The 26,596-nt window shown below is 62.0% G+C and carries 25 protein-coding genes and 2 pseudogenes; 6 read left to right on the top strand and 21 right to left on the bottom strand.

The features are described from left to right. Positions 1 to 180: 180 nt before the first annotated feature. The 11 genes and pseudogenes from G542_RS0111990 to G542_RS0112035 form a co-directional block, all read right to left on the bottom strand. Entirely contained in the window at positions 181 to 459 is a 279-nt protein-coding gene (locus G542_RS0111990; protein WP_027824236.1) for a hypothetical protein, read from the bottom strand. A 493-nt stretch (positions 460 to 952) separates the two neighbouring features. Then, positions 953 to 1,840 carry an ATP-binding cassette domain-containing protein gene (locus G542_RS0111995; protein ID WP_012697928.1) on the bottom strand — a complete coding sequence of 296 codons (888 nt, stop codon included), beginning with the start codon at positions 1,838 to 1,840 and terminating at the stop codon, positions 953 to 955. Continuing rightward, positions 1,837 to 2,517: a molybdate ABC transporter permease subunit gene (gene modB / locus G542_RS0112000; protein ID WP_012697927.1), complete on the bottom strand. Its 681-nt coding sequence runs from the start codon at positions 2,515 to 2,517 to the stop codon at positions 1,837 to 1,839. Before modB ends, G542_RS0111995 begins: the two co-directional genes overlap by 4 nt. Next, on the bottom strand, positions 2,504 to 2,917 hold the full coding sequence (locus G542_RS0112005; protein ID WP_012697926.1) for a TOBE domain-containing protein: 414 nt from the start codon (positions 2,915 to 2,917) through the stop codon (positions 2,504 to 2,506). The genes modB and G542_RS0112005 overlap by 14 nt, the downstream gene beginning before the upstream one ends. After that, positions 2,914 to 3,675: a molybdate ABC transporter substrate-binding protein gene (gene modA, locus G542_RS0112010; protein WP_012697925.1), complete on the bottom strand. Its 762-nt coding sequence runs from the start codon at positions 3,673 to 3,675 to the stop codon at positions 2,914 to 2,916. The genes G542_RS0112005 and modA overlap by 4 nt, the downstream gene beginning before the upstream one ends. Positions 3,676 to 3,696: 21 nt before the next feature. Beyond that, the gene (locus tag G542_RS0112015; protein ID WP_027824237.1) at positions 3,697 to 4,497 is read right to left on the bottom strand and encodes a TOBE domain-containing protein; all 801 of its coding nucleotides are present in this window, start codon (positions 4,495 to 4,497) and stop codon (positions 3,697 to 3,699) included. A 123-nt stretch (positions 4,498 to 4,620) separates the two neighbouring features. Beyond that, entirely contained in the window at positions 4,621 to 5,082 is a 462-nt protein-coding gene (locus G542_RS19280; RefSeq protein ID WP_308417720.1) for a CZB domain-containing protein, read from the bottom strand. Between the two features lie 57 nt (positions 5,083 to 5,139). After that, positions 5,140 to 5,346: pseudogene (locus tag G542_RS19285) on the bottom strand (methyl-accepting chemotaxis protein); the annotation flags it as partial. Between the two features lie 519 nt (positions 5,347 to 5,865). Then, on the bottom strand, positions 5,866 to 7,581 hold the full coding sequence (locus tag G542_RS0112025) for an ABC transporter ATP-binding protein/permease (RefSeq protein ID WP_034985767.1): 1,716 nt from the start codon (positions 7,579 to 7,581) through the stop codon (positions 5,866 to 5,868). Positions 7,582 to 7,672: 91 nt separating this feature from the next. Further along, the gene (locus G542_RS0112030; RefSeq protein WP_027824238.1) at positions 7,673 to 8,860 is read right to left on the bottom strand and encodes an acetate/propionate family kinase; all 1,188 of its coding nucleotides are present in this window, start codon (positions 8,858 to 8,860) and stop codon (positions 7,673 to 7,675) included. Then, complete coding sequence (locus G542_RS0112035; protein WP_027824239.1) at positions 8,857 to 9,789, bottom strand: phosphate acetyltransferase; 933 nt, start codon at positions 9,787 to 9,789, stop codon at positions 8,857 to 8,859. Before G542_RS0112035 ends, G542_RS0112030 begins: the two co-directional genes overlap by 4 nt. A gap of 322 nt (positions 9,790 to 10,111) precedes the next feature. Here G542_RS0112035 and G542_RS19290 point away from each other — a divergent pair, with 322 nt between their 5' ends. From G542_RS19290 to xth, 4 genes are all read left to right on the top strand, one after another. Next, positions 10,112 to 10,585: an FmdB family zinc ribbon protein gene (locus G542_RS19290; protein ID WP_244878708.1), complete on the top strand. Its 474-nt coding sequence runs from the start codon at positions 10,112 to 10,114 to the stop codon at positions 10,583 to 10,585. A 9-nt stretch (positions 10,586 to 10,594) separates the two neighbouring features. Continuing rightward, a complete protein-coding gene (locus G542_RS0112045; protein WP_012697917.1) occupies positions 10,595 to 11,218 on the top strand; it encodes a DUF502 domain-containing protein in 624 nt (207 codons plus the stop codon). 25 nt (positions 11,219 to 11,243) lie between these two features. Further along, positions 11,244 to 13,055 (top strand): aspartate--tRNA ligase, encoded by a 1,812-nt coding sequence (gene aspS, locus G542_RS0112050; RefSeq protein WP_027824242.1) that lies wholly within the window; start codon positions 11,244 to 11,246, stop codon positions 13,053 to 13,055. 73 nt (positions 13,056 to 13,128) lie between these two features. Then, on the top strand, positions 13,129 to 13,896 hold the full coding sequence (xth, locus tag G542_RS0112055) for an exodeoxyribonuclease III (RefSeq protein WP_027824243.1): 768 nt from the start codon (positions 13,129 to 13,131) through the stop codon (positions 13,894 to 13,896). Position 13,897: 1 nt separating this feature from the next. On the opposite strand, the gene G542_RS0112060 is transcribed toward xth, so the two are convergent. Next, positions 13,898 to 14,161 (bottom strand): hypothetical protein, encoded by a 264-nt coding sequence (locus G542_RS0112060; protein WP_155826686.1) that lies wholly within the window; start codon positions 14,159 to 14,161, stop codon positions 13,898 to 13,900. A gap of 407 nt (positions 14,162 to 14,568) precedes the next feature. Here G542_RS0112060 and G542_RS16800 point away from each other — a divergent pair, with 407 nt between their 5' ends. Next, entirely contained in the window at positions 14,569 to 15,630 is a 1,062-nt protein-coding gene (locus G542_RS16800; RefSeq protein ID WP_051190045.1) for a porin, read from the top strand. 227 nt (positions 15,631 to 15,857) lie between these two features. On the opposite strand, the gene G542_RS17600 is transcribed toward G542_RS16800, so the two are convergent. The 5 genes and pseudogenes from G542_RS17600 to G542_RS19020 form a co-directional block, all read right to left on the bottom strand. Continuing rightward, entirely contained in the window at positions 15,858 to 16,310 is a 453-nt protein-coding gene (locus G542_RS17600; protein WP_244878709.1) for a CZB domain-containing protein, read from the bottom strand. A gap of 12 nt (positions 16,311 to 16,322) precedes the next feature. Continuing rightward, positions 16,323 to 17,213 (bottom strand): annotated as a pseudogene (locus G542_RS16805) (putative bifunctional diguanylate cyclase/phosphodiesterase); the annotation flags it as partial. Positions 17,214 to 17,399: 186 nt separating this feature from the next. Beyond that, positions 17,400 to 18,482 (bottom strand): DAHL domain-containing protein, encoded by a 1,083-nt coding sequence (locus tag G542_RS0112075; protein WP_012697909.1) that lies wholly within the window; start codon positions 18,480 to 18,482, stop codon positions 17,400 to 17,402. 43 nt (positions 18,483 to 18,525) lie between these two features. After that, on the bottom strand, positions 18,526 to 18,831 hold the full coding sequence (locus G542_RS19650) for a cytochrome-c peroxidase (RefSeq protein WP_211218828.1): 306 nt from the start codon (positions 18,829 to 18,831) through the stop codon (positions 18,526 to 18,528). A 166-nt stretch (positions 18,832 to 18,997) separates the two neighbouring features. Beyond that, on the bottom strand, positions 18,998 to 19,570 hold the full coding sequence (locus tag G542_RS19020) for a cytochrome-c peroxidase (protein ID WP_012697906.1): 573 nt from the start codon (positions 19,568 to 19,570) through the stop codon (positions 18,998 to 19,000). A 789-nt stretch (positions 19,571 to 20,359) separates the two neighbouring features. On the opposite strand from G542_RS19020, the gene katG reads away from it, so the two are divergent. After that, positions 20,360 to 22,534, top strand: a complete 2,175-nt coding sequence (gene katG, locus G542_RS0112085; RefSeq protein ID WP_027824245.1) for a catalase/peroxidase HPI — start codon at positions 20,360 to 20,362, stop codon at positions 22,532 to 22,534. Positions 22,535 to 23,010: 476 nt separating this feature from the next. On the opposite strand, the gene G542_RS0112090 is transcribed toward katG, so the two are convergent. The 4 genes from G542_RS0112090 to G542_RS0112105 form a co-directional block, all read right to left on the bottom strand. Next, a complete protein-coding gene (locus G542_RS0112090; protein ID WP_027824246.1) occupies positions 23,011 to 24,846 on the bottom strand; it encodes a chemotaxis protein CheA in 1,836 nt (611 codons plus the stop codon). 36 nt (positions 24,847 to 24,882) lie between these two features. Further along, a complete protein-coding gene (cheZ, locus tag G542_RS0112095) occupies positions 24,883 to 25,827 on the bottom strand; it encodes a protein phosphatase CheZ (protein ID WP_081666831.1) in 945 nt (314 codons plus the stop codon). A 26-nt stretch (positions 25,828 to 25,853) separates the two neighbouring features. Continuing rightward, positions 25,854 to 26,261: a chemotaxis response regulator CheY gene (gene cheY, locus G542_RS0112100; protein ID WP_027824248.1), complete on the bottom strand. Its 408-nt coding sequence runs from the start codon at positions 26,259 to 26,261 to the stop codon at positions 25,854 to 25,856. A 17-nt stretch (positions 26,262 to 26,278) separates the two neighbouring features. Beyond that, a partial coding sequence (locus G542_RS0112105; protein ID WP_027824249.1) for a response regulator occupies positions 26,279 to 26,596 on the bottom strand: 318 nt, incomplete at its 5' end.

The raw sequence follows: 26,596 nt of genomic DNA on the forward strand, positions 1-26,596 counted from the left end.
CCGGAGGTTTGCTGGTTCCGGTGGCATGGACCGGGAAAAACCGGGGCCGGATCGGGGCTGTCGTGACGGTACTGGCCTGGTCCGGGTGGAATGTGCAAGCCGCAACGTGTCCGGGACTGACGGTCCGTACTGGCTTTAACGGTGAAATCCGCGTGTGCACGGACTCCACCGGGGCAGGTTTCAGGCTGTCTCATGGATGACGGAGCCTGGCGTTGACGTGACATTCGCCGGCGCACTGGTGCTGGCCGTGGCAGGCGCCGCGTTCTGGGCATGGCGATGTCCCTTGTGGCTTTTCTGCATGGCTTCCATGTCTGCCTGCGCGCTCTTGATGTCCCCGCTCTTGAGGGCGACACCAATCCTGGCCAGCGGGCTGTCGGAACTGACATTACCTGGCGTGTCGTAGGCCGCCGGTACCTGGGACACGTCGCCGCTTTTGAGGGCAGATGCCAGATCCTGCATGGCTTGGCGGCGGTTACTGCTCTGGTTGCTTGAGCATGACGGATTCGGAACAGAACCCACGCTGTCTGCGGCCATTCCAGGATCTTCATGAGTCATGCTTTGCCGTGAAGGGACAAAGCCGGTAAAGGGACATTGCACCGGATGAATTCATGGAGTCATGAATGACGATCAAATGAAGGTTGTCCAGGAAAAACCGGCTGCGCAGCCGGTTGGCATCAAGAGGGCGGGTGCTTGAGCTGCGGCTTTGGCCAATGGTTTTCTGGCTCCATTCCGCGCAAACACAGGCGCAGAACCGGTGGCTTTCCGGATGGCTTGCGGGTATGCAGATTGCCAGTGGCCGTTGCGCCGATGCTCATCCTCCGCCTCCTGCCGGCCTGTTCCTGGTGCAGGCCTGCGTGGATGCCATGAACGGAATCCGGCATTGCGGTGGTCATGTCACCTGCAAGTGCTGCGCTCGTCAGGAGCGGCGCGGTCGATACGGGGTGAATGCCGCTCAGTGCGTGCCAGTGTCCGGCTGGCGCATCACCAGCGGACTGAAGCCCTGGGCGGCCAGCGTCACCCGGTCGCCTGGACGTACCTGTGCCGCCTCGTCCGGGTCCAGCACCACATCCATCACCTGCCCTCCGGCGAGCAGGCTGGCCACGTCGAGCACGCCCATGCGCCGCACGGCCAGCACTTCTGCTGCCAGTTGCAGGCGTCCACTGCCTCCCTGTCCGAGAAACAGCGATTCAGGGCTGCCGTCGCCGGTGACCTGCCCGGCTTCCAGACGGATGACCCGGCGGGCAAGCCGGAACACTTCGGCCAGATCGTGGCTGACCAGCAGCAAGGTCGGGGCAAAGCGCGCATGCAGTGCCAGCAGTTCGTCCTGCAGCCGGTGACGCAGGTCGGCATCGAGTGCCGACAGGGCTTCGTCCAGCAGCAGGAGTTGCGGTTCGCGGGCCAGTGCCCGGGCCAGGGCCACCCGCTGGCGCTGGCCGCCCGACAGCGTGTCAGGACGACGCTCGGCCAGGGCGGCCAGTCCGGTGAGTTCCAGCAGCTCGTCAATGCGTACCGGATTACGGACCGGCTGCGCGGCCGCGAGGTTGCCACGGACCGACAGGTGCGGAAACAGCGCGTAGTCCTGGAATACCATTCCGATCTGCCGTTGCTGCGGGGGAACATGAATGCCGCGGGCACTGTCGAACCAGACCGTGCCGTTGACCACCAGCCGGCCGCTGTCCGGCCGGGTCAGCCCGGCCAGCATGCGCAACAGGGTGGTCTTGCCGGCACCGGAGGCACCGAAAAGGGCGATGCGGTCGCCGGGCGTCAGGCTGGCCGTCACCTTGAGTGTCAGCGGGCCGTGGGCGGTGTCCAGCTGTCTGGCGAGGTCGATTTCGATCACAGGGCACGGACTCCGCGGCGGTTGACGAGATACACGGTCAGCACGATGGCAAACGACAGCACGAACAGCACGCCGGCGTAGAGGTTGGCTGCGGCGTAGTTCAGCCCTTCCACCTCGTCGTAGATGGCGATCGACGCCACCTTGGTCACGCCCGGAATGTTGCCGCCGATCATCAGGACCACGCCGAATTCCCCCACCGTATGGGCAAAGGTCAGTACCAGTCCGGCCAGCAGGGCGCGCTTGATGTTGGGAAGCTCGAACCGCAACAGGGTTTGCAGGCGCGAATGACCGAGCGTCCACGCCGCTTCGCGCAGGCAGGGCGGCAGGTTGGCCAGGGCAGATTGCAGCGGCTGTACCATGAAGGGCAGGCTGAACAGCACTGATCCCAGCACCAGTCCTTCAAAAGTGAACACCAGCTTCAGGCTGAAGGTGTCGATCAGCCAGCGGCCCAGCCACGATTGCGGGCTGAAGGCCAGCAGCAGGTAAAACCCCAGTACCGAAGGCGGCAGCACCAGCGGCATGCTGACCAGCGTTTCGGCCAGCGGCCGCAGCGGGCTGGTGGTGCGTGCCAGCCAGGCGGCCAGCGGCAGGCCGATGACCAGCAGGATGGCCGTGGTCAGGGCGGCCAGCCGGAAGGTCAGCCACAGCGGCGTCCAGTCAAGTTCAAGCAGCGTCATCAGGGCTTTCGGCAGTGAACAGGGCGAGGTCGTTGGCCTTGATCAGGGCAAGTACGTTGTCTCCTTCCCTGAGGGCCAGTTCTTCGACGGCAGCCCGGGTAATCAGTGCGGCGAGGTCAAAGCCGTCACCGGCCAGCCGCACCCGCGCCAGCAGGCGTCCTGCCTCGATGGCTGTCACCCGGCTGGCAATGCGGTTGCGCAGGCTGATGGCGCCCAGCGGCGGGCGGGCGAGGGCGATTTCGGCGGCCTTGACCCGGGCCAGCAGCGGCGTGCCCGGTTCGGTGGCGACTGCCGTGGTCGAGAGGGCCGACAGTTGCTGGCCATCGGGCAGGACGACCGTCAGCAAGGCCAGGCTGTCTTCGCGCTCGCAGGCCAGCAGCGTGACGGGCAGGGCACTCATGGCACGAGGTAGCCGTGCGCTTCGAGGATGCGGCGAGCCTGCGGTCCGCGCATGAATTCGGCAAAACGCCGGCTGGCTTCGGGCTGGCTGGCGGCGCCGTGGCGGGTCACGATCATGGCCTGCTCGATCGGCTGGTAAAGGGCCGGTGGAATCGCCAGCCAGCGGCCCTTGCCGCGCATTTCCGGCGATACCACTACCGATTTGGCGGTAAAGCCCAGCTCGGCAGCCTGCGAGTAGATGTACTGGTTGGTCTGCGAGATGCTTTCGCCGAAGACCAGTCGCGGGGTCAGCGGCCCGGCGAGGTTTTGCTGCTCCAGCACCCGCATGGCTTCACGGCCATAAGGGGCCAGCTTGGGGTTGGCGACGGCGATCTTGCCGGTACTGTTCTTGAGTGCAGCCTGCCAGTCGTCCAGTTGCAGGGCGGGCGACAGGGTCCACAGCACCAGCTGGCCCCTGGCGTAGACGACCGGCGCGCTGGCAGCCAGTCCCTGATCCGCCAGATGCTGCGGATAGTGGGTGTCGGCCGACAGGAAAACGTCAAACGGGGCGCCATTCTGGATCTGTGCCGTGAATTTGCCGGACGAGTTGAATACCGGTTTGACCGGTGTGCCGGTTTCCCGGGTGAAGGCCTGGGCCAGATCGTCAAAGGCGTACTGCACGTTGGCCGCCACGGCGACCGTCAGGGGCGTGGCAGGGGCCGCTCCTGCGGGCAGGGCCAGCAGGCTGAACAGGCAGGCAAACAGGACTTTACGCAACATACACAACCTCCGCGGTTAGGGTCAGGCCGGGACGGCCAGGATGACATGGGATGCCTTGAAGGCGGCGGTCACCGTCATGCCGGTGGCCAGCCCCAGCCTGCGGGTGCTCTCGCAGGTGATGACGGCGACCAGCCGGGTGCCGCCGGCCAGTTCCAGGATGATTTCGTCGTTGACGGCGCCGCTGCGGATGTCGGCAATCTGCCCGCAGAGCTGGTTGCGGGCCGACAGTGCCAGCCCGTCGCCACAGGCGATCAGTACCGAGGAGGCCTTGATCAGGGCGACGGCTTCGCCACCGGTTTCCAGTCCGAGCGTCTGGCGGCTGTCGGCGGTGACGATGGCCACGATGTTCTGGCCACCGGGCAGGGTCAGGGTGATTTCGTCGTTGACGGCGCCGGTGTGGATGGCGCTGACACGGCCGAGAAACTGGTTGCGGGCACTGGTACGCATGGTTCGCAGACGGGAGAGCAGGTTGAGGGTGGCCGCCGCATCGTCGACGTGCGGGGCGAGGGTGGCGAGCAGGCGTTGCTGCTCGGCCTCGATGGCGTGGTAGACCGCCAGCAGGTCACGGCCGGCCTGGGTGAGCCGGGTGCCACCGCCGCCCTTGCCGCCGGTGGCGCGGGCGACCAGAGGGGTGGAGCTCAGGTGGTTCATGGCATCCAGCGTGTCCCAGGCAGACTTGTAGCTGATGCCGGCTTCGCGGGCTGCGCGGGTGATCGAGCCGGTGGTGTCGATAGCGGCCAGCAGGCGCATCTGGCGGGCATCGGCCAGCTTGCGGGAGCCGTGGCTGAGGATCAGCTCGCCATGCAGGTCGGGTGTATTCATGTCGCGTAATATACACGACTATATAACGCTTGGGATTGGCCGGAAGGAGTAGTCTGGCGGTGGGGTCAGGCAAGAAAATGCCCCCGGGCGAAAGCGCGCGGGGGCTGGCGTGTGGAAAGGCGGTCAGCTGTTGCCGTGCATCAGGGCATACAGGGCAGCCGGATTGGCTTCTCCGTCCTGTGCGATGCTTTCGAGGCAGGCGATGACGTCCTGGCTGGCGGATTCCATCAGTTGCAGGGCGTCCACACCGTGGGTCAGCTGGCCGGCGCGCAAGGCTTCCACGGCCTGTTTGCCGTGGCGGTGGACTTCGCTGTGCGGTCTTTCCATGGTGGTATAGCCCTTGAGGCTGGCACAGCACTGGGCACCGTCACCCTGGTAGTACCAGTTGCCCAGCCGGCAGGTCTGGTGGCTGGAAAAGGCTGAGGGCTCCTTGTCCGACACGCCGAGGAAGGTCTTGTAGACCTCGAACTTGAAGGCCAGGTGGTCGATCTTGGCCAGTTCGACAAACACCCGCAGCGACATGACGGCGATGAGGGTTTCCATGCGCTGGGTCTGGTGCAGCATGACGTCAAGGCTGCCCAGCATGTTTTCCCCGAGCTCGTCGGTGTGTTGTGCCAGCGAGCCGATGCGCGAACAGGCTTCGCTTGTGTTGTTCTGGATGGTGCCGATCAGGCCGGAGATTTCGGTGGTGGCCTGGCTGGTACGCTCGGCCAGCTTGCGTACCTCGTCGGCTACCACGGCAAAGCCGCGTCCGTGTTCGCCGGCGCGGGCGGCCTCGATGGCGGCATTCAGGGCCAGCAGGTTGGTCTGGTCGGCAATGTCCTTGATGAGTCCGACGATGCCGTCAATCCGTCGTGCGTGTTCGTCGAGGCTCTGTACCTGGGACGCTGTGTGGCGTGACATGCCGGAGAGTTCGGTCAGGCTGTTGCGCAGGCGGTCGGCGATATTGCGGCGGTCGCCGCGCTGGCGCGTGTCCTCGATCATTTCCTGCCGGAAGGCGTGCACGGTGGCAGTGACGGCGGCGAGGCTGCTCTGGGTCGAGGCCAGTGTCTGGCCGAAGGTGGCGAGGCTGGCGTAGATCATCTGCCAGTCGGCACGCTCGGCATCGTGGCGGCGCTGTTCACATTCCAGGTCATGGGCATGTGTCCGGACGCTGGACAGTTCCTGTTCAAGTTGCAGGTGGGACCGTTCGAGTTCACTCAGTTTAGTGCTGAGGTGGTCAACGGCATGGCGGTGGGTACGGTTGAGAACGAACATGATGATCCATGGGCCCCGTTGGATGGTGCAACAGTAATTACCCTAGCATGAGCAAGGAAACAGGGTATCCATTTTGATTGGGTGAAATCATGACAATTGCTGCCGGAGTACTCATGTCCCGGCAGCCGTCATTTTCGGGCTGAACTGTTGCAGGTTCAATTGCTGGTGGTGGTGAGGGGCAAGTCCCGGCCGGTGGCCGACACTGACCAGAATGCCTTTTTTCATGGCGTTGCCAACAAGGGCGTAGAGATGCGTTTCCATCGCTTCGTCCAGGGCGCTGGTTGCTTCATCAAGGAACAGGATGTCGGGTTGCAGCAACAGCACGCGCGCCAAGGCGACACGCTGTTGTTCGCCCAGACTTAACATGTGTGACCACGGTTCCACTTTATCGAGCCGTTCGGCCAGATGAAACAGCCCGGTTTCCTGCATGACGCTTTTCAGTCTGGCGTCGTCGTCTGCTGGCACGGCATCCGGGTAATAGAACGCTTCACGCAGGCTGCCCAAGGGCAGATAGGGGCGCTGGGACAGGAACAGGACCCGCCGTCCTGCGGGCAGCATGACGTGGCCGCGGGCATGCGGCCAGATGCCGGCGAGTGTCTTGAGCAGGGTGGATTTGCCGCAGCCGGACGGCCCGCGCAGCCACAGGCTGTCGCCTTCCGCCAGCCGGAAACCGATGTCACGCAGCAAAAGGCGCTGGTCCGGCGTGCGCAGGGCCAGCTGGCTCACCGACAACTGGCCGGCGGACGGCTCGGCAACGACCGGTTGCAGGGCATGGGCAGCTTCTACGCCGTGACGGAAGGTCAGTAGACGGTCCACGGTGGCCTTCCAGTCCGCCAGTCGCGGATAGGCATCCACCAGCCAGGACAGCGATTCCTGTACCTGGCCGAAGGCACTGGCGGTCTGCATGAGCCCGCCCAGCGGCATTTCCCTGGCGAAATAGCGCGGTGCTGCCACCAGGATCGGAAACACGATGGCGATCTGTCCGTAGGCCGCAGTAAACCAGGTCAGGAGCTTTTGCCGTTTCATCAGGGCATAGAAGTTGGTGAACAGGCTGGCAAAGCGCCGGTCAAGTTCCAGCCGTTCGGCCGTTTCGCCGCGATACAGGGCGATCGACTCGGCGTTTTCGCGCACACGGATCAGCCCGAAGCGGAAATCGGCCTCAAAACGCTGCTGGCGGAAATTCAGTCCGACCAGCGGGCGGCCGATTTTTACCGTCAGCCACGAGCCGATCACGGCGTACAGGAGCGCCACCCACACCATGTAGCCGGGAATGTCGATTTGCCAGCCAGCCAGGCTGAACGCCAGATGTCCGGACAATCCCCACAGGATGCCGAGAAAGGAAAACAGGGTCACGACCGCCCGCATCAGCCCCAGCGACAGTCCCAGCGTATTGTTGGTGAAACTGTCGATGTCCTCGGCCAGACGCTGGTCGGGGTTGTCGACCGGAGGATGCAGCTGGCCGATGCGGTAATAGCTCTGTTCGCCCAGCCAGTCGCCCAGGAGATGAAAGGTCAGCCAGCGGCGCCAGCGGATCTGCAGCATCTGCTGCAGGTACAGGCTGTAGACCGCCATGACGATGAAACCGGCCGCCAGCGCGGCAAATTCCAGCAGCGCCGAGAAAAATCCGGCCTGATCGTAATTCTGCAGCGTGTTGTAGAACGTGTTGTTCCACAGGTTGAGCCGGACCTGGATGCCGATCAGTCCCAGGTTGAGCACGACCACGGCCAGCAACAGTCCCCATGCCCAGCGTTTTTCATCACCCCGCCAGTACGGGCGGATCAAGGGCCAGATTTCTTTCAGGTGCGGACGGCGGTCGGCCGGATTCATGTGTTCGGATTCCAGGCAAGAAGAAGATAAACGACAGCGCCGGCCGCCACCTCTGTGGCCGGCCGGCGCTGGCATTATGGCTGGCGCTGCATCAGCCTGCCGGGTTTTGCTGCAACAGGTGGCGGGTCTGGCGGGCCATTTCGCCTTCCTCGTCGGTCCGGATCACCCACACGCCGCGCGAGCTGTCCGGCGTGCTGATGCAGGCTTCGTCCTGCTGGTTGGCTTCCTGGTCGAGCTTCAGGCCCAGCCATGCCAGCCGTTCGACGATGCGGGCACGCACCCGGGCCGAGCGCTCGCCGATGCCGGCCGTGAATACCAGATGGTCGATGCCGCCCATCTGGACCGCCAGTGCGCCGATCTCGCGGGCGGCGCGGTAGCAGAACAGTGCCACGGCTTCCTGCGCATGCGGGTGCGGATTGTCGATCAGCTCGCGCATGTCGGACGACAGGCCGCCGGATACCCCCAGCAAGCCGCCCTGCTTGTAGATTTCGGCACGGATGTCGGCAAGGCTCATCTGCTCGTGCTCGATCCAGTACAGGATCACTTCCGGGTCCAGGTTGCCCGGGCGGGTGCCCATCATCAGGCCGTCAACGGCCGAGAACCCCATGCTGGACGCCACGCTCTGGCGACGGTGGATGGCGCAGGCGCTGGAGCCGCTGCCAAGGTGCATGACCACCACGCGTTTTTCGGCTTCTTCGGCTCCCAGCACCCCCGGCAGCTTGCGGGCAATGGCGGCGTACGACAGGCCATGAAAGCCGTAGCGGCGCACGCCGGCATCGTGCCAGCGGCGGGCGAGGCCAAAGCGGGTGGCCAGCGGGTCTTGCGGAATGTGGAAGGCGGTGTCGAAGCAGGCAATCTGCACCACGCCCGGCGCTACTTCGGATACGGCCTCGATGGCGGCCAGCGCCACCGGCTGGTGCAGCGGTGCCAGCGGAGCCAGTTCGCGCAGGCGGGCGATCTTGGCGTCGTCGAGCACGACCGGTCCGTCAAACAGGGCGCCTCCGTGCACCACCCGGTGCACGACGGCTTCCAGCCCCCAGTCGCGCTCGCGGGCCAGTTCGAACACTGCACGCAGGGCGCTGGCATGGGACGAGTCGGCCAGCGGGCGCTGTACCAGCGTTTCGCCGGCCGGCGTCTTGAGCTTGATGGTGGCCTGGGCCTTGCCCACGCCGTCGATCAGGCCGCGGACCAGTGCTTCCGGCTCGGCGTGTTCCAGCGAAAAGCATTCGAACTTCAGCGTGGCGGAGCCTGCGTTGAGGACGAGCTGGATGCGCTTCATTTGACGCCTCCCTGGGACATCTTGTGACCCAGTACGTTGGCGATGGCAGCCGAGGCCAGGCGGCCCTGTGCATCTTCGGCACGGCTGGTCAGCACGATCGGCACGCGTGCACCCATCACCACGCCGGCCGAGGCGGCAGCGGCGAGGTAAGAGAGCTGTTTGGCCAGCATGTTGCCGGATTCGAGGTCCGGCACAATCAGGATGTCCGGTTCGCCGGCCACTTGCGAGTGGATGCCCTTGGTGTCGGCAGCCGCATGGGAGATGGCGTTGTCGAAGGCCAGCGGGCCGTCAAGGATGGCGCCACGGATCTGGCCGCGATCAGCCATCTTGCACAGGGCGGCGGCATCGATGGTGGACGGGATGTTGGGGCTGACGGTTTCCACGGCCGACAGGATGGCGACCTTCGGCGTGTCGATGCCGAGCATGCGGGCGGCGTCGATGGCGTTCTGGGTGATGTCGACCTTGGTTTTCAGGTCGGGCGAGATGTTGATGGCGGCATCGGTGATGAAGAGGTAACGCGGGTAGCTTTCCACCTTCATGATGAAAACGTGGCTGATGCGGCGGTCGGTGCGGATGCCCTTGTGGCGGTCCAGCGCTGCACTCATGAATTCATCGGTATGCAGGCTGCCTTTCATCAGGGCCTGGGCTTCGCCGTTGCGGACCAGTTCGACGGCACGTTCGGCTGCTGCGTGGCTGTGCTCGACATCTTCGATGCGATAGCGCGACAGGTCGATGTCACATGACTCGGCGAGCTTCTCCAGCCTGGCTCGCGGCGCGACCAGAATGGGGGTGATCAGCCCGTGCTCGGCCGATTCGACGGCTCCCATCAGGGATTCCGGGCTGCAGGGGTGGGCAACCGACATGGTGATCGGGCCGTATTGTTCGGCTTGTTCGATCAGGTCGGCAAAGGCGCATTCGTCGCGGGTCATATGACGCTCTCCAGGGATTGAGGGGGGCGGAAACCGGCTTGACCGGCCGGCAGATGGTTGAATCTGGCCAGGCAGCGGGCGGCCGGCTGAAGCAGGGGCGAGGAGGGCGCAGACATGACCGGATGCTGTTCCGGCATGGCTGGCAGGACTGGCGAACGCCCGGAGAGGCCATGGCACCGGAACGGACGGGGGCCATGATGCAGCGGATGTGCATGCGTGAGCGGATTCCGGTTGCGACTGGCATGCCGAAGGGACGGATGTGCCTGAACCGCACGGGTGTTCGAAAGTTTTTCCATAATGGATGGCCGTCAACGTGATCCGCATGATTGTCATGAGGTTTTATGACGAAACGGTTGCGATGACGATCGGTTACCGCAAATTCCTTTGCCTTTTCGCTTCTGGCTTGACGCTGCGTTATAATTTTCTGTTTTCAGACCCTTGCGGACACTGCGGTTACAACCGCAGTGTCCGGGTTCACTTTGTCATTTTTGCTGCATTGCAGCATCTTGTCACCTGTAATCGTTCAAAGCAGGGATTTTTGCCGGAGGGATGCATGCCGATTTACGAGTACCGCTGCACGGATTGCGGCCACGCACAGGAACATCTGCAAAAGATGAGTGACGCGCCGATCGCGGCCTGCCCGCACTGCGGTGGCGGCGCTTATGCCAAGCAGTTGTCCCCGACCGGAGGGTTCAGTCTCAAGGGCGGTGGCTATTACGCGACCGATTTCAAGAACAAGGGTGCCAGTTGCCCGGCCGCCCAGGCCAACGGCGGCGGTTGCGGAGGCTGCGGCTAAGGCCACGACATGAAACGCGTCAAACTGACTTTGAAGGGCTATCTGGTTACCGGGCTCCTGATCTGGGTGCCGCTGGCAATCACGTTCTGGGTGCTCGACATCATCATCGGCACCATGGACGAAACGCTCTACCTGCTGCCGGAAAGCATCCGGCCGGAGTCGCTGTTCGGCTTCCATGTTCCGGGGGCCGGGGTTCTGGTCGCGCTGGCGGTGATCTTGGGGACCGGTGCCCTGGCCGCCAACATGCTCGGACAGCGCCTTGTGGCCATGTGGGATGCGCTGCTGTCGCGCATTCCGGTGGTGAAGTCGATCTATACCAGTGTCAAGCAGGTCAGCGACACCCTGTTGTCGGGGTCCGGCCAGTCGTTCCGCAAGGCGGTGCTGGTGCAGTTTCCGCACCAGGGTGCGTGGACCATCGCCTTCCTGACCGGCACGCCCGGCGCCGGGGTGGCCGAACACCTGGGTGAGGACGACTACCTGAGTGTCTACGTGCCCACCACGCCGAACCCGACTTCGGGTTACTTCATACTGGTGCGCAAGTCCGATACCCACGAGCTCGACATGAGTGTCGATGACGCGCTCAAATACATCATTTCCATGGGCGTGGTGACGCCCGGACAGAAAAACCGTTAATTGCGAATCTCGAAAGCCAATCTCCATGCGTACTGACTACTGCGGACTCATTGACACCCGCTATCTCGACCAGACCGTGACGGTCAAGGGCTGGGTACACCGTCGCCGTGACCACGGCGGCGTGATCTTCATCGACCTGCGCGACCGTGAAGGTCTGGTACAGGTGGTGATCGACCCGGATACCCCGGAAGCCTTTGCCACCGCCGACAGCGCCCGCAACGAATTCGTGCTGTCGATCACCGGCCGCGTGCGTCGCCGTCCGGAAGGCACCACCAATGCCAAGATGATTTCCGGCGAGATCGAACTCCTCGCCAAGGAGATCGAAATCCTCAACGCCGCCGCCACGCCGCCCTTCCAGATCGACGACGAGAACCTGTCGGAAACCGTGCGCCTGACCAACCGCGTGATCGACCTGCGTCGTCCGGCCATGCAGAAAAACCTGCGCCTGCGCTACCAGGTGGCCATGGGCGTGCGCCGCTACCTCGATGCCCAGGGTTTCATCGACATCGAAACCCCGATGCTGACCCGCTCCACCCCGGAAGGCGCCCGCGACTACCTCGTGCCGTCGCGCGTGCATCCGGGCGAATTCTTTGCCCTGCCGCAAAGCCCGCAGCTCTTCAAGCAGCTCCTGATGGTGGCCGGCTTCGACCGCTACTACCAGATCGTCAAGTGCTTCCGTGACGAAGACCTGCGCGCCGACCGCCAGCCGGAATTCACCCAGATCGACCTGGAAACCTCGTTCCTGAACGAGGATGACATCATGGACATCACCGAAGGCATGGCCCGCCAGGTCTTCCGTGACGCCATGGACGTCGAGTTGGGCGACTTCCCGCGCATGACCTACGCCGACGCCATGCACTACTACGGCTCGGACAAGCCGGACCTGCGCGTCAGCCTCAAGTTTGCCGAACTGACCGACGTCATGAAGGACGTGCCGTTCAAGGTGTTCAACGCCGCGGCCAACCTGCCCAACGGCCGTGTGGTCGCCCTGCGCGTGCCGGGCGGTGCCAAGCTGTCGCGCAAGGAAATCGACGAGTACACCCAGTTTGTCGGCATCTACGGTGCCAAGGGCCTCGCCTACATCAAGGTCAACGATGTCACCAAGCTGACTACCGACGAAACCAGCGGCCTGCAGTCGCCGATCGTCAAGAACCTGACCGAAGGCGTGCTCAAGTCCATCGTCGAGCGTACCGGTGCCGAAAACGGCGACATCATTTTCTTCGGTGCTGACAAGGCCAAGGTGGTGAACGAAGCCATCGGCGCGCTGCGCATCCGCATCGGTCATGAACACGGCGAAGCCGGCGGCTACTTCGTGCGCGAATGGCGTCCGCTGTGGGTGGTTGACTTCCCGATGTTCGAATACGACGAAGACGACGACCGCTGGACTGCCTGCCACCATCCGTTCACCTCGCCGAAGCCGGGTCACGAAGACCTGATGGCGACCGATCCGGGTGCCTGCATTGCCCGCGCCTACGACATGGTGCTCAACGGCTGGGAAATCGGCGGCGGTTCCATCCGTATCCACCGTGCCGACGTGCAGGAAAAGGTGTTCGGTGCCCTCAAGATCAGCCCGGAAGAACAGCAGAACAAGTTCGGCTTCCTGCTCGACAACCTGAAGTTCGGTGCCCCGCCGCATGGCGGCTTGGCCTTCGGTCTGGACCGTCTGGTGACCCTGATGGCCGGTGCCGATTCGATCCGCGACGTGATTGCCTTCCCGAAGACCCAGCGTGCCCAGTGTCTGCTGACCAATGCCCCGAACGCGGTGGACGAGAAGCAGCTCAAGGAACTCAGCCTGCGTCTGCGCCAGAAGGCCGACGTGGCTGGCGGCGCGGCCTGAGCCGGGCTGTTTGCCTGAACCCGACCGGCTGGCCCTGCCAGCCGGTTTTTTGCATTTGCAGAAAGGACTCGCCATGCAACTGGCAACCTGGAACGTCAACTCGCTGAAAGTGCGCCTGCCGCAGGTGCTGGACTGGCTGGGCAGCAATCCGGTCGATGTGCTGTGCCTGCAAGAGCTGAAACTCGAGCAGGACAAGTTCCCGCTGGCCGATATCGAGGCTGCCGGCTACCGGGCCGTCTGGCTGGGGCAGAAGACCTACAACGGCGTGGCCATCCTGGTACGCGCGCCGCTGGCGCCGCTGGAGCCGGTGGCCGGCATGCCCGGCTACGATGATCCGCAGGCACGGGTGATTGCCGCCACCATCGACGATGTGCGGGTGGTGTGTGCGTATTGTGTTAACGGCGAAGCGGTCGACTCGGACAAATACCGCTACAAGCTCGAGTGGTTTGCCCGCCTGCATGCCTATCTGGCGGCCGAGCGGGAACGCCATCCGAAACTGGTGCTGACCGGCGACTTCAACATCGCGCCGGACGACCGCGATGTCTACAACCCGGAAAGCTGGGCCGGCAAGGTGCTGTGTTCCGTGCCGGAACGGCAGGCATTTGATGATTTGCTAGAGCTCGGTCTGGTGGATGCCTTCCGCCAGCTGCATGACGGAGACGGACATTATTCATGGTGGGACTACCGGCAGGGCATGTTCCGCCGTGACAAGGGGCTGCGGATCGACCACGTGCTGCTGTCGGCACCGCTGGCGGCGTCGCTGGAGGCTTGTCACATCGACAAGGTACCGCGTGGCTGGGAGCGTCCGAGCGACCATGCTCCGGTGGTCGCCCGCTTCTGAGTCACATCACTGATTTCGCGGTTGTACGCCGGAAAGCGGACAGCGTGCCGGAAATGCCGGCGCAGTTTTGTGCGGCTTTCCTGACCAGGCTGTTCGGCCTCATTGGGGAAATCGCTTTGCGCATGAAGGAGCCATCAGGCTCCTTTGTCATTTTCGTGGTTTGCATGTCTGGCAAGCATGCAGGGACTGACTTGTTTCTGCTCATCTTCCCGATATTGATGGGCAGGTCTTGCAACGCATTAAAATGGTCATTTTCTTTTTGCATCAAAAATTCCATTGGCGTTTTGTTTGGAATTTAAAAATGCATATCTGCGATTTTTGAATTCATGTGGAATTTTTGTTTTGTTTTTCATTCTTTTTGAATTAATTTTTTAAGCATATTTGTGTTGTAAAACAGCAATGCAATGTATTTTTGTATAAAAAATACAACACTATCGTTGTTTTTTTGCAACCATCGATGTGACAAGTAAATTTCATGGAAATCAGCATGATATGGCGTAATGGGTCCGTTTTTTTGTCTTTTCATGCCAATGCCGGAGCGGGTGTGGCTTCAGTCTGGCGAGGTTGGCTCGCTATAGTGGCCTCACCGCTGTGGCAAACCACACAGCAACAAGATTGCATGACATGTCAGGGCACTGGCCCTGCTGATTTTTTACCCATGAGGATTGCACCATGAAAAAACTGATTGCTCTGGCAATTGCTGCCCTGCCGGCTGCCGCCATGGCCGATGTCGTGATCTACGGCGAAGCAGGCGCTGCGCTGGAAAACACCAAGACCACCATCGACGGCAAGTCCAATGGTTCCGTGACCGGTGTGGAAAACTACAACTCCAAGATCGGTTTCAAGGGTAGCGAAGATCTGGGCAACGGTCTGAAGGCAATCTGGCAGGTTGAGCAAAGCATCGGTATTGATGGCACCAACAAGAATACTTCCAACACTTGGGCAACCCGCGACAGCTTCGTGGGCCTGACCGGTGACTTCGGTACCGTGCAACTGGGTCGCCTGAGCAACTTCCAGAATGCCTACTCGAACTTGGATCCGTGGAAATCGCAAGCTGGCTGGAACGCTATGTCTTGGCCTGCTAGTACCGAAGTTGAGGCAACCGGAATCATGAGCGCCGCTGCCTACCAGTCGCGCCTGAACAACGCCATTGCCTATACCTCGCCGGAAATGGGCGGCTTCATGGTTCGTGCCCTGTATTCGGCCGCTGGTGAAGCCCGCACGACCAATGGTCAGACTGAAAGTGTTTACGAGCTTGGCCTGCGTTACGCCATGGCTGGTTTCTATGGTCAGTATTCTTACACTCAAGGTAAAAATGCCACTCTGCTGGGTGGTGCCGAGGCTGACTACAAGAACAAGATGCACTACGTTGAAGTCGGTTACGATGCCAACAACCTCCTAGTTGCCCTGAACTATGTGCAGACCAAGAATGACGGCATCAACCGGAATGATGGCGACAACCTCAAGACCCGTGCCATGGGCCTGAACGTTGCCTATACCATGGGTGCTTTCCAGCCGCACTTCCAGTACCAGCATGGCTGGAAGAACAGCACCAATGTGGGTGACGAAGCCGGCACCAACTTCAACCAGTACGTGCTCGGCCTAAACTACCTGATGTCCAAGCGCACCATGGCTCACGTGGCAGCCGGTTACGTGAAGTCGGGTGACAATGACCTGGGTGAAACCGTACTGAAGGGCACTACCTACGCCGTGGGTCTGACTCACCTGTTCTAAGAGACAGCAAAAGACTGCGGGTTTCCGTGGTCATGATGCAAGGCAGCCTTTCGGGGCTGCCTTGTTTTTTTGCTGCCGGTCAGGTGTCACCATGTCCGGAAACTCCTTGCTGAATCTGCCGGGGCCGTTCGCAATCTTCCTGCCCGGACAAGCTTTTCATCCTCCCGCTACTGATCGGCGAAAACCCGACTGAGGTATGCGAAGGCAGGAGCCATGTGCTTTATCAATCAAGGACCATGTTTTTTCATTGCTACGGCCATTTGCAGTGCATGCAAGGCCTCCAGCATCCGGGTCTGGACTGTCAGGATGTCGGGAATGAGCGCCTTGCCTTTGTCCGGGGTACCGTTACGCCAAAAGTGGTCAATCCGGTCGGCCATGGCATGCAGCTGGCAATGCGGTGCCTCAATGGCGGCAAAAGCCGGCAGGCCGCCATAGCGTGCCTGCCCCTGATGGTGGTACCACTGGCCAAAGGCACACAGGTTCTCGCCCGACAGCATGCATGACGGAAGTGCGATGCCTTCATTGGCGGCATAGACCAGTTGAGCCACCCAGTTGCGGTGTTCGACTTCTGCCGCAAAAACCGGGTAATCGCTTTCTTTCCAGTACAGGTTCTGGATGTCTGCCCACAACGCCGGGTTTTTCCAGTGCCTGAGCCAGTCGGGAAACTGTGCAGCCGGCATCGGACGGGCAATCCCATAGCCCTGGGCCAGGTTGCAGTTGAGTTGCAGGAGAATCCTGCCATGTTCGGCAGATTCCACGCCTTCGGCAATCACCGTACGCTGGAACGCATTGGCCAGCCCGATGACGCCCTAGACAATCGCCAGGTTGTTGCAGTCGTGCAGGATGTCTCGCACGAAACTCTGGTCGATCTTGATGGTTTCCGCCGGCAGCCGCTTGAGATAGGTCAGGGACGAATAGCCGGTACCGAAGTCGTCCAGTGAAAAATGCACCCCCAGCGTCTTGCACTCGTCGATCACGCGTGAGGTTTTGGCGACATCCTCAAGCGCTACCGTTTCCAGCACTTCCAGTTCAAGCTGCTGGGCTACTCCCGGATGTCTCTGCAAGGCTTCTTTCAGCTCCTGGACAAAGCCCGGAGATTGCAGGTGCTGCCCGGCAATGTTGACGCTGAGTTGCAGGTTCAGGCCGTCAGCCTGCCATGTTTCCAGCTGCGACAACGCCCGCTCGATCACCCAGTTGCCAAGGCGCCTGACCAGATCGTCACCCTCGATCAGGGGGAGAAACTCGATCGGGGCCAGCAGGCCCCGTTCCGGATGCTGCCAGCGGATCAGCGCTTCGGCACCGATCACCGTCCCGGCCCGCATGTCGACCTTGGGCTGGTAATACAGCAGGAATTCTTCGTTTTCGAGTGCCTGACGGATGCGGGCCAGCCGGTCGAGCCGTTGGCGCAGGTTGCGGTCCTTGGCTGCGCCCCAGCGGTCATTGATGGGCTTGAAGCCGTCCAGATCAAGGTAGCAGATGGCCATCAGGTTCTGGCTGCGCCGCGTGTAGGCAATGGCCCGGGTAAAGCGGTCGGCCAGCAGGGTACGGTTTGGCAGCTCGGTCAGCGGATCGTAATACGCCATCTGCGCCAACTGGTGCTCCTGGAACTTGAGCCGCCGGATATCGGAAAACACCGCCACAAAGTTGGTCAGCTGTCCGCTGGTTTCGTCGTGTACGGCGGAAATGGACAGAAGCTCCGGATAAACCTCGCTGTACTTGTTGCGGTTCCAGATTTCACCGCACCAGTTGCCGGTTTCCTGGATGCTTTTTCACGTGGACTCGTAAAAGGCGGCATCGTGCCGGCCAGACTTGAGTACGCGCGGATTGCGGCCGATGACTTCACTGCGTTCCCAGCCGGTAATGCGGCTGAAGGCCGGATTGACGTCAAGAATATTGCCTCTGGCATCAGTCAGGGTGATGCCGTCATGGGCATTGCGGAATGCCGTGGCATGCAGCTTGAGCTGTTTTTCGGCTGCTGACTGGGCCACCAGACGCTGCGAGAGTTCCACATGGGTTTTCCTGAGCGAGCGCTGGGTTCGCAGCAGGCTGGCAAAAGTCCAGGCAAGGAACAGCGCCAGGAGGATGGACAGCGTATAGAGCAGATTGCGGAAATGCCCGGCCAGTACCAGTGCGTTGCTGTAGGCCGTGCCGTAATTGCGGTTGAGGTGCTCAAGCTGCCCGCGGGTCGGCAGGGCCAGAATCTCTTTGGTCAGCCGGTCAAGGCGGGGCAGGACTTCCATGATCTTGTCGCCGTGCAGAAGCAGGTTGTCCAGCCGTCCCTGCATGGATGCCGGCAGCTGCATCCGGCCCAGCTCGGCACGCATGGCCGTCAGCTCTTCGGCATGACGTTCGTCCGGCTGGCGCGAGAATGCCAGTACCAGGCGGATGTAGCGGCTGATCAGGCCATGACCGGCCTGTCCGGAGTCTGGCTGCGGCTGGTCGATCAGGCGCGAGGCCGCAACAGGAAAGTAGGCCAGCGAGTTGCGCGCGACCGAATCTTCGCGCTTGAACCGGTCGATCAGCTCGCTTTTGGCCATCACCGTGGCCAGAAGCGCCCGGGCATCATCCCTGAGACTGAGCGTATCCGCTGCCGACAGGTAATCCGGCGGAGTGCCGACATGCCGGGCATCTGCCTGCGCCTTGGCTGTCTGGTGGGTCAGCTCATCGTAATTGCGTGAAAGTTCCAGGCGGTTGGCCAGCAGTTCGGCATCGATCAGGGCATCGGTTTCACGCAATCCGCGCAAGTGCTGGGTGTACAGCAAATGGGATTCGGGCGAGACGCGCTCGGTATGAAGGTAGATGCTGCCAAGTCCGGCCAGTCCGGCAACCAGAGCTGCCACCAGGCCTGACATGGTCCGTTTGCTGAAGCTGGTCAGGAACGGAATGATGGTCTCCTCATTGCAGGCGCTTGCCGCGCCATTCTCCGGTCATCGTGCGTAAAAAGGCGCTGAGGCTGCGGATGTCCTCGCTGCCCAGTTCACGGCCAAGCTGGTAGCTCCCCATGACGGCAACCGCTTCTTCCAGCGTGCCGGCCGATGCGTCATGGAAATAAGGGGCGGTGACAGCGATGTTGCGCAGGCTGGGCACCTTGAACACATGGCGGTCTTCTTCCTTGCCGGTGACGTTGTAGCGGCCCAGGTCCGACGGAGAAACCGGGCGGCCGGCGAAGTAGTCCTGCATGACACCGAAACGCTGGTACATGTTGCCTCCCAGGGCAACACCCTGATGGCAGCTGGCGCAGCCGTAGTCGAGAAAGCGGCGGTAGCCGGTGAGTTCCAGCGGTGTCAGGATGCGTTCATCGCCGTCCAGAAACCGGTCAAAGCGGCTGTTGGGCGTCAGCAGTGTGCGCTCGTAGCTGGCGATGGCATCAAGGATGGCCGTCGCGCTGATGCCTTCTGGGTAGAGTCCGGCAAATGCGCTCCGGTGCGCTCCGGTAGGCCGGGTCTGTGCTCAGCCTGTCGATGATTTCCGGCCAGCCGGAGGCCATTTCCACCGGGTTGTGGATCGGGCCGACGGCCTGCGCTTCCAGCGTATCGGCACGGCCGTCCCAGAACTGGGCAAAGTGCAGCGAAGCATTGAAAACGGTCGGCGAATTGATGCTACCCTGCCGGTTGTCCACCCCCGAGGAAACGGCCAGGCGATCCGTGCCGCCACGTTCAGGGTCGTGACAACTGGCGCAGGCAATCGTGTTGTTGCCGGACAGGCGCTTGTCGAAAAAGAGCCGTTCGCCCAGGCGGGTCTTGTCGTTTGCCTCCGGCAAGGCAGCCGGATGCAGCGGAATCAGGGCGTCGCGAGTCCAGGCAGGAGTGGTGGCGAGGGGATCTTCGGGAAGGGCGGACGGCGACTTGAGAAAGGCCGTGAAGAAAAGGAAAACCGCACCTGTCACCAGCAGGCAAGCGAGAAAAACATGGATGTTGCGACGCTTGCCCACAATGCGCATATTGCAATCATATTGACCTTGTTGGCGTGAGCATCCTGTAATTGAGCGTTTTTTGCAAGAAGCATGATGCGGTGTGGCCGCCGGTGGCACTTCAGTCCGTGCATGCCGGTCCGGCCTCGTCCGGCATGCGTTGCCGGCCGTCAGGAGGGACGGGCGGCCGCTGCAGTTGGTCTGTGCCATGCCGGCTGGCGAGTAGCCCGCACGCCGGGTGCCGGAGCTGCCGCGACGGAGGCTGCCGGTTGTTCCTGTACCGTACTCAAGGCTTCTTGTTGCAGATGCAGATGGTCAGGAAACGGCAGGTGTCATGTTGTTCGCTTGATTTTATCTTTTTGATTATTAATGTAAAAACAGTTTGAATCCTGGTGGCCGGCATGCCGGGGGTCGGCAGTGGGTGCGGCTGGGCATGAACAGGGACATGGAGACTCTCTCCCGGATTTTGCAAGCCATCCGGCTCAGGGGCTGTGAGGGCTTCGTGCCTTGGTCTGGGTAGTTGATCCGGGAGCGGGCAGGTCGCCGCTATCCCCGGATTTTGGCTGGATACTGCTTCGGCCCGGCTGGCGCCGGCGTGTTGCGAAGAGGGATGGTTTGCGCCTGGCCGGCAGCGATTACCCGGTAACAATGGTATTTTTTGGTCAAGGCATGGCTGTTTTTGTCGGACTGACGGGGATTGGGTCAACCCCGGACGGGCGGACGGGGACTATAGTTTTGCCAGTGCCGGCCCGGGCAGGATTTGCCAGGGAGACGGCAGGGTGCTGGATCTTCAACCACTTGAACCCCAGGGAGCAGCAGATGGAGAGCAAAGGCGTGAACGTTGCGGGAAAATGTCCGGTCATGCATGGCGGCTTGACCTCGGCAAGCATGTCGAACATGGATTGGTGGCCCAAGGCCCTGAACCTTGACATCTTGCACCAGCATGACAGCAAGACCAATCCGATGGGGGCAGGTTTCAACTACCGGGAAGAAGTCAGGAAGCTGGATGTAGAAGCCCTCAAGGCTGATCTCAAGGCCTTGATGACCGACAGCCAGGACTGGTGGCCTGCCGACTGGGGCCACTACGGCGGACTGATGATCCGCATGGCCTGGCACTCGGCCGGTACTTACCGGACCGCAGACGGCCGGGGCGGCGGCGGTACCGGCAACCAGCGTTTTGCACCGATCAATTCCTGGCCGGACAACGCCAATCTCGACAAGGCCCGCCGCCTGCTGTGGCCGGTCAAAAAGAAATACGGCAACAAAATCAGCTGGGCCGACCTGATCATCCTGGCCGGCACCATGGCTTACGAATCGATGGGTCTCAAGACCTTCGGATTCGGATTCGGCCGCGAGGACATCTGGCATCCTGAAAAAGACACTTACTGGGGTTCCGAAAAAGAATGGCTGGCGCCGAGCGGCAGCGAAGGCAGCCGTTACTCCGGCGAGCGCGATCTGGAAAATCCGCTGGCTGCGGTCATGATGGGGCTGATCTATGTGAACCCGGAAGGCGTGGACGGCCAGCCCGATCCGCTCAAGACCGCCAGGGACATGCGCATCACCTTTGCCCGCATGGCCATGGATGACGAAGAAACCGTGGCCCTGACCGCCGGTGGCCATACGGTCGGCAAATGCCACGGTAACGGCAATGCCGCCAACCTGGGGCCGGCACCGGAAGGCGCCGGACTGGAAGAGCAGGGACTGGGCTGGATGAACCACACCACCCGCGGCTGCGGGCGCGATGCCGTCACCAGCGGTATCGAAGGCGCGTGGACCACTCATCCCGCCCGCTGGGACAACGGCTACTTCAGCATGCTGCTGGACCATGACTGGTGGCTGCACAAGTCACCGGCCGGGGCCTGGCAGTGGGAACCCGTCAGCATCCGCGAAGAAGACATGCCGGTGGATGTCGAGGACCCTTCGATCCGTCGCAAGCCGATCATGACCGATGCCGACATGGCGCTGAAGTTCGACCCGGAATACCGCCGGATTGCCGACCGTTTCCGCCAGGACCAGGCGTATTTTTCCGAAGTGTTCGCCCGGGCCTGGTTCAAGCTCACCCACCGGGACATGGGACCGAAGGCACGCTACATCGGCCCGGACGTGCCGGCAGAAGACCTGATCTGGCAAGACCCCGTTCCGTCCGGCCGCAAGGATTACGACGTGGCGGCCGTCAAGGCGAAGATTGCCGCAGCCGGTCTTTCCGTCAGTGACATGGTGAGCACGGCCTGGGACAGCGCCCGTACTTTCCGCGGCTCGGACAAGCGCGGCGGCGCCAACGGTGCCCGCATCCGCCTGGCACCGCAAAAGGACTGGGAAGGCAACGAGCCGGCACGGCTTGCCAGGGTGCTGGCCGTGTACGAAACCGTTGCCCGCGAATGCGGCGTCAGCGTGGCGGACGTCATCGTGCTGGGGGGCAGCCTCGGCATCGAGCAGGCCGCCGCTGCCGCCGGCATCAGCATTCATGTACCGTTCTCGCCTGGCCGGGGGGATGCAACGGACGAAATGACCGATGCAGCTTCGTTTGACGTACTGGAACCGCTGGCAGACGGCTTTCGCAACTGGCTCAAGAAGGATTACGTGGTCAGTGCTGAAGAACTGCTGCTCGACCGGGCCCAGCTCATGCGCCTGACGGCCTGCGAAATGACGGTGCTGGTTGGCGGGATGCGTGTATTGGGCACCAACCATGGCGGTACGCAGCATGGCGTGCTGACTGACCGGGTGGGGGTCCTGAGCAACGACTTCTTCGTCAACCTGACCGACATGGCTTTCAGCTGGCAACCTGCCGGCAGCAATCTCTATGAAATCCGTGACCGCCGGACCGGAACGGTCAAGTGGACGGCCAGCCGGGTTGACCTGGTATTCGGCTCCAACTCCGTGTTGCGGGCGTATGCCGAAGTCTATGCGCAGGACGACAATCGCGAAAAATTCGTCCGGGACTTCGTGGCCGCCTGGGTCAAGGTGATGAATGCCGACCGCTTTGACCTGAACTAGTTTTCACGGGCGGAGTGGAAGGAGAAAAAAGCCGGGCAGCAAGCTGCCCGGCTTTTTGTGCATGGTCAGGAGTCCGTAGGGGAGGGGGCCGGGGCTGTTTCTGTCCTCCGGCCTTTCGTCGTGAAGCCCTCTTTTTCAAATACCGTGGTTGATCAGGCCCTACCGGATCGCGCTTGATGATGATGTGCGCCGGCAAGCCGGGGCGGCTGGTCATCCTCGGGCTGCGGAATAGCCGGGCTTGGCCTTCGCCATGATGGCTTGCCGGAAAGCCCGTTTTCCAGGTGCCGCACGGGAGCCAAGCCAAGGAAAACCGGGTCAGGCTCCGGAAAGCAGCAGATCGCACAAGTCATTGATAAACATGATGCCTTGAGCTTTTGATTGGTTCGGGGAATGGCGGCACCGGAGTCAGCGTGAAACCAAAAAACCGGCAGGCGCAACCGCCCGCCGGTTTTTTTTGAGCCAGTCAGGGCTCCTGCTCAGGCCGGCAGCGGAGTCAGGGCTCCGTGGACTGCGGCATGGGCCTTGTCCGTATTGAGCAGACTGTCCATGTCGAGCACCAGTACCACGGCACCGTCACCCGAAAGCGTGGCTCCGGCCACCCCCTTGAGCGATACGTTCTGCAAGGACTTGATCACCACGTCCTCCCGTCCGACAAAGGTGTCCACCGCAAGGATGAAGGTTTTTTCGGCCTGCTGCATCAGGATGCCGAAGCCCGGTTCCCGGTCCGACTTCCAGCCCAGCAGTTCGGTCAGGCGGCGCACCGGCAGGACTTCGTCCCGGACCACGATGGTCGGACGGCCTGATACTTCCTGGATGGCGTCCGCTGCGATCGGGATGATTTCCCGCACCATTGCCAGCGGCATGGCAAACGACTGGTCGCAGACCCGGGCCACCAGTACCGGCAGGATGGCCAGCGTCAGCGGCAGCGAAATGCTGATCCTGGTGCCTTCGTTCGGGGCCGAGCGGATGTCGATGCGGCCGTTGAGCTTCTGGATGTTGGTCCGCACCACGTCCATGCCGACACCCCGGCCGGACACGCTGGAAATCTCGCTTTTGGTCGTGAATCCCGGCAAAAAGATCAGGTGCAGTGCCTGCTTGTCGTCCATGCTGTTGGCCTGCTCGAGGTCGATCAGGCCTTTTTCCAGCGCTTTCTTGCGCAGCATGCCGGCATTCATGCCGCGTCCGTCGTCGGCTACTTCGATGACGATATGGTCACCGACCTGCTGGGCCGACAACTCCACGATGCTTTGTGCTGATTTGCCGGCAGCCAGACGTTCCTCGGGCGTTTCGATACCGTGGTCGACGGCATTGCGCACGAGGTGCACCAGCGGATCGTTCAGGTCCTCGATCATGGTCTTGTCGAGCTCGGTTTCTTCACCAGACAAGACCAGTTCTACTTCTTTGCCAAGCTGGCGGGCCAAGTCGCGGGCCAGTCGCGGGTATTTCTGGAACAGCCGGCCGATGGGTTGCATGCGGGTCTTCATCACCGCGTTCTGCAAGTCACCGACCAGCAGGTCCAGCTGGCTGACGGCTTCATCCAGCGAACGCAGGGTATTGGCGCCCAGATTGCCCTGCATGATTTCCGTACGGATGGTGGTCAGGCGATTTTTGGTCAGGCCGATTTCTCCGGAGAGGTTCAGAACCTGATCAAGCCGCTGGGTGTCTATGCGTATGGTCGCTTCTTGCGGGCTACTGGCAGGGCTGCGATCCCGGCTCTGCGCCGGGGGGGGGGACGAAGCAGCCGGAGTCGCTGCGGGTACCGGGGCGGGTGCAGCTGCAACAGCCGTAGAGGGAGCTGATTTGGAGGTGAGCTGAGCTGCCGCGTCTGCAGGCACCACAACTGCCTGATACAGTTGCTGCCAATCAGGCTCCCCTGGCTGGCTGGCTGCCGCTGCTGGTGCCGCCGCCACCGGAGCGGTCTGGCCAGACAGGACTGCATCCAGGTTGTCGAGGATATGCTGCGGTGCGGGGGCCGGCATGCGCGACTGGGCCAGGTCACCGAACATGTCCCGCACCACGCCGGTGGCATCGAGGATCACGTCCATGACATGGCTGTTGAGCTTCAGCTCGCCGTTGCGCAGCTTGTCGAACAGGTTTTCGGTCCGGTGGCACAGCGTCACCAGCGGGGTGGCGTTGAGAAAGCCGGCTCCGCCCTTGATGGTGTGGAATCCGCGAAAAATGTCGTTCAACAGGCCTTTGTCTTCCGGATACTTTTCCAGCTCGACCAGCTTGTTGTCGACGTCGGACAGAAGCTCGCTCGATTCGGTCAGAAAATCCTGAAGCAGTTCTTCCATTCCGGCGAAATCGCTCATGACATCCTCGATAAGGGAAAGGGGGCAAGGCTTGGCCTAGAAGCCAAGGCTGGCCAGCAAATCGTCGACTTGCTGCTGGTCGGTCACGACATCGGTGTGCTTGTCCGGACTGACGACCGGGCCATGTCCCGATTGGCTGGAGGCCAGTGCGGGCGGGCTGTCGGCCTGATAGTCCATCAGGAAATCCAGCAGATCATGTTCCATGAGCTGCACCATTTCGACAATCTTCTTGATCACCTGCCCGGTGAGGTCCTGAAAATCCTGCGCCATGACGATTTCCATCAGCTCGGCCGAGACTTTCTGGGTCTGGGCCGGAACCCGCGTGAAATAGTCGCGGCTCTGCAGGGCCAGCGTACGGAATTCGTCCACGCTGAGCTGGTTGTTGACCGCCCGCTGCCACTGTCCGGCCAGCTCATCGGCCTGCTGTTCCAGCGCCGTGACATGCGGCTGGGCGCGGTCGGTGGCATTCAGGGCCCGCTCGGCAGCGTTCTCGGTCAGGGTGGCGATGTAGGACAGGCGGTCCTTGGCATCGGGAATGGCGCTGGCGGCACGCTCCAGCGACTTGTCATAGCCCAACTCGTGCAGGGCATCGTGCAGCTTGCGCGTCAGCTGGCCGACACGGGAATACATCTGTTCGGCCTGGCCGATGGTCTCCGTGATCTGGCCGAGGGCTTCAGGCGGAATGTGGTAGTCGGCCGCCACCTGCTCGAACAGGGACTGCAACTCGGGCGAGTCGCCGGTTTCGGTCAGCTGGCCGGGAGCGGCTGGCGGAACCGCAGCAGGGGGGGCTGCTGCGACCGGCTGCTGCTGGCAGCTGGCAGACACTTCATCAAACAGGGCCTGGAGGTCGGGGCTGTCTCCGTTGCCGGAGTCCGCGACCGGTGGTGCAGCGACCGGGGGCGCTTGACGGGACGAGGCGACTTGATCGAACAGGGCTTCCAGATCCGGTGAGTCGCCACTTTCCAAGAAATGATCGGGCACGTTACCTCCCTGGTGGACGGGCTGGTTCAGCCAGCCTGGCGGCTGGTTGACTGGAAAATCTTGGCGAGTTTTTCTTCGAGCGTTGCGGCCGTGAACGGCTTGACGATGTAACCGGAGGCACCGGCCTGCGCGGCTTCGATGATGTTTTCACGCTTGGCTTCGGCCGTGATCATCAGGAAGGGCAGGTGACGCAACTGGGCATCGGCACGGACCGCACGCAGCAGTTCGATGCCGGTCATGTTGGGCATGTTCCAGTCCGATACGACGAATTCGTACGGTTGCGAGCGCAGCTTGTGCAGGGCAACCTGGCCGTCTTCGGCTTCGTCGACATTGGTGAAACCCAGCTCCTTGAGCAGGTTGCGCAGGATGCGCCGCATCGTGGAAAAGTCGTCAACGACCAGAAAGCGCAGGTTGGGGTTGACCTCATCAAGCATGGGGGTGGTTCCTGACTTTATTGCTGCAAGAACGGCAACATGGTTTCTGCCAGCAATGTGGGTTCAAACTTGGCGACATAGGCGTCCACACCGACAGAGGAACCCATGGCACGGTTGGCATTGGACGACAGGGACGAGTGCATGACGACCGGAATGCCGTCAAAGCGCTTGTCGCTCTTGATGTGGCGGGTCAGCACGTAGCCGTCCATTTCCGGCATCTCGGCATCGACGAGGATCAGCTTCAGTGTGTCGTGCAGGGTTTCACCGTTCTGCCACGGCCGGCTGGCGAAGGCCTGGAGCTTGTTCCAGGCTTCACGCCCGTTGGTGGCCTGGTG

The organism is Laribacter hongkongensis DSM 14985 (assembly GCF_000423285.1).
Classification (GTDB): domain Bacteria; phylum Pseudomonadota; class Gammaproteobacteria; order Burkholderiales; family Aquaspirillaceae; genus Laribacter; species Laribacter hongkongensis.

Coding starts and splice junctions, on each gene's coding strand:
- G542_RS0111990 (WP_027824236.1), bottom strand. CDS start 459: ATGCAGGATCTGGCATCTGCCCTCAAAAGCGGCGACGTGTCCCAGGTA.
- modB (WP_012697927.1), bottom strand. CDS start 2,517: ATGACGCTGCTTGAACTTGACTGGACGCCGCTGTGGCTGACCTTCCGG.
- G542_RS0112005 (WP_012697926.1), bottom strand. CDS start 2,917: ATGAGTGCCCTGCCCGTCACGCTGCTGGCCTGCGAGCGCGAAGACAGC.
- modA (WP_012697925.1), bottom strand. CDS start 3,675: ATGTTGCGTAAAGTCCTGTTTGCCTGCCTGTTCAGCCTGCTGGCCCTG.
- G542_RS0112015 (WP_027824237.1), bottom strand. CDS start 4,497: ATGAATACACCCGACCTGCATGGCGAGCTGATCCTCAGCCACGGCTCC.
- G542_RS19280 (WP_308417720.1), bottom strand. CDS start 5,082: ATGCTGGGCAGCCTTGACGTCATGCTGCACCAGACCCAGCGCATGGAA.
- G542_RS0112025 (WP_034985767.1), bottom strand. CDS start 7,581: ATGAATCCGGCCGACCGCCGTCCGCACCTGAAAGAAATCTGGCCCTTG.
- G542_RS0112030 (WP_027824238.1), bottom strand. CDS start 8,860: ATGAAGCGCATCCAGCTCGTCCTCAACGCAGGCTCCGCCACGCTGAAG.
- G542_RS0112035 (WP_027824239.1), bottom strand. CDS start 9,789: ATGACCCGCGACGAATGCGCCTTTGCCGACCTGATCGAACAAGCCGAA.
- G542_RS19290 (WP_244878708.1), top strand. CDS start 10,112: ATGATTGTCATGAGGTTTTATGACGAAACGGTTGCGATGACGATCGGT.
- G542_RS0112045 (WP_012697917.1), top strand. CDS start 10,595: ATGAAACGCGTCAAACTGACTTTGAAGGGCTATCTGGTTACCGGGCTC.
- aspS (WP_027824242.1), top strand. CDS start 11,244: ATGCGTACTGACTACTGCGGACTCATTGACACCCGCTATCTCGACCAG.
- xth (WP_027824243.1), top strand. CDS start 13,129: ATGCAACTGGCAACCTGGAACGTCAACTCGCTGAAAGTGCGCCTGCCG.
- G542_RS0112060 (WP_155826686.1), bottom strand. CDS start 14,161: ATGCAAAAAGAAAATGACCATTTTAATGCGTTGCAAGACCTGCCCATC.
- G542_RS16800 (WP_051190045.1), top strand. CDS start 14,569: ATGAAAAAACTGATTGCTCTGGCAATTGCTGCCCTGCCGGCTGCCGCC.
- G542_RS17600 (WP_244878709.1), bottom strand. CDS start 16,310: ATGCCGGCTGCACAGTTTCCCGACTGGCTCAGGCACTGGAAAAACCCG.
- G542_RS0112075 (WP_012697909.1), bottom strand. CDS start 18,482: ATGTCAGGCCTGGTGGCAGCTCTGGTTGCCGGACTGGCCGGACTTGGC.
- G542_RS19650 (WP_211218828.1), bottom strand. CDS start 18,831: ATGTACCAGCGTTTCGGTGTCATGCAGGACTACTTCGCCGGCCGCCCG.
- G542_RS19020 (WP_012697906.1), bottom strand. CDS start 19,570: ATGCGCATTGTGGGCAAGCGTCGCAACATCCATGTTTTTCTCGCTTGC.
- katG (WP_027824245.1), top strand. CDS start 20,360: ATGGAGAGCAAAGGCGTGAACGTTGCGGGAAAATGTCCGGTCATGCAT.
- G542_RS0112090 (WP_027824246.1), bottom strand. CDS start 24,846: ATGAGCGATTTCGCCGGAATGGAAGAACTGCTTCAGGATTTTCTGACC.
- cheY (WP_027824248.1), bottom strand. CDS start 26,261: ATGCTTGATGAGGTCAACCCCAACCTGCGCTTTCTGGTCGTTGACGAC.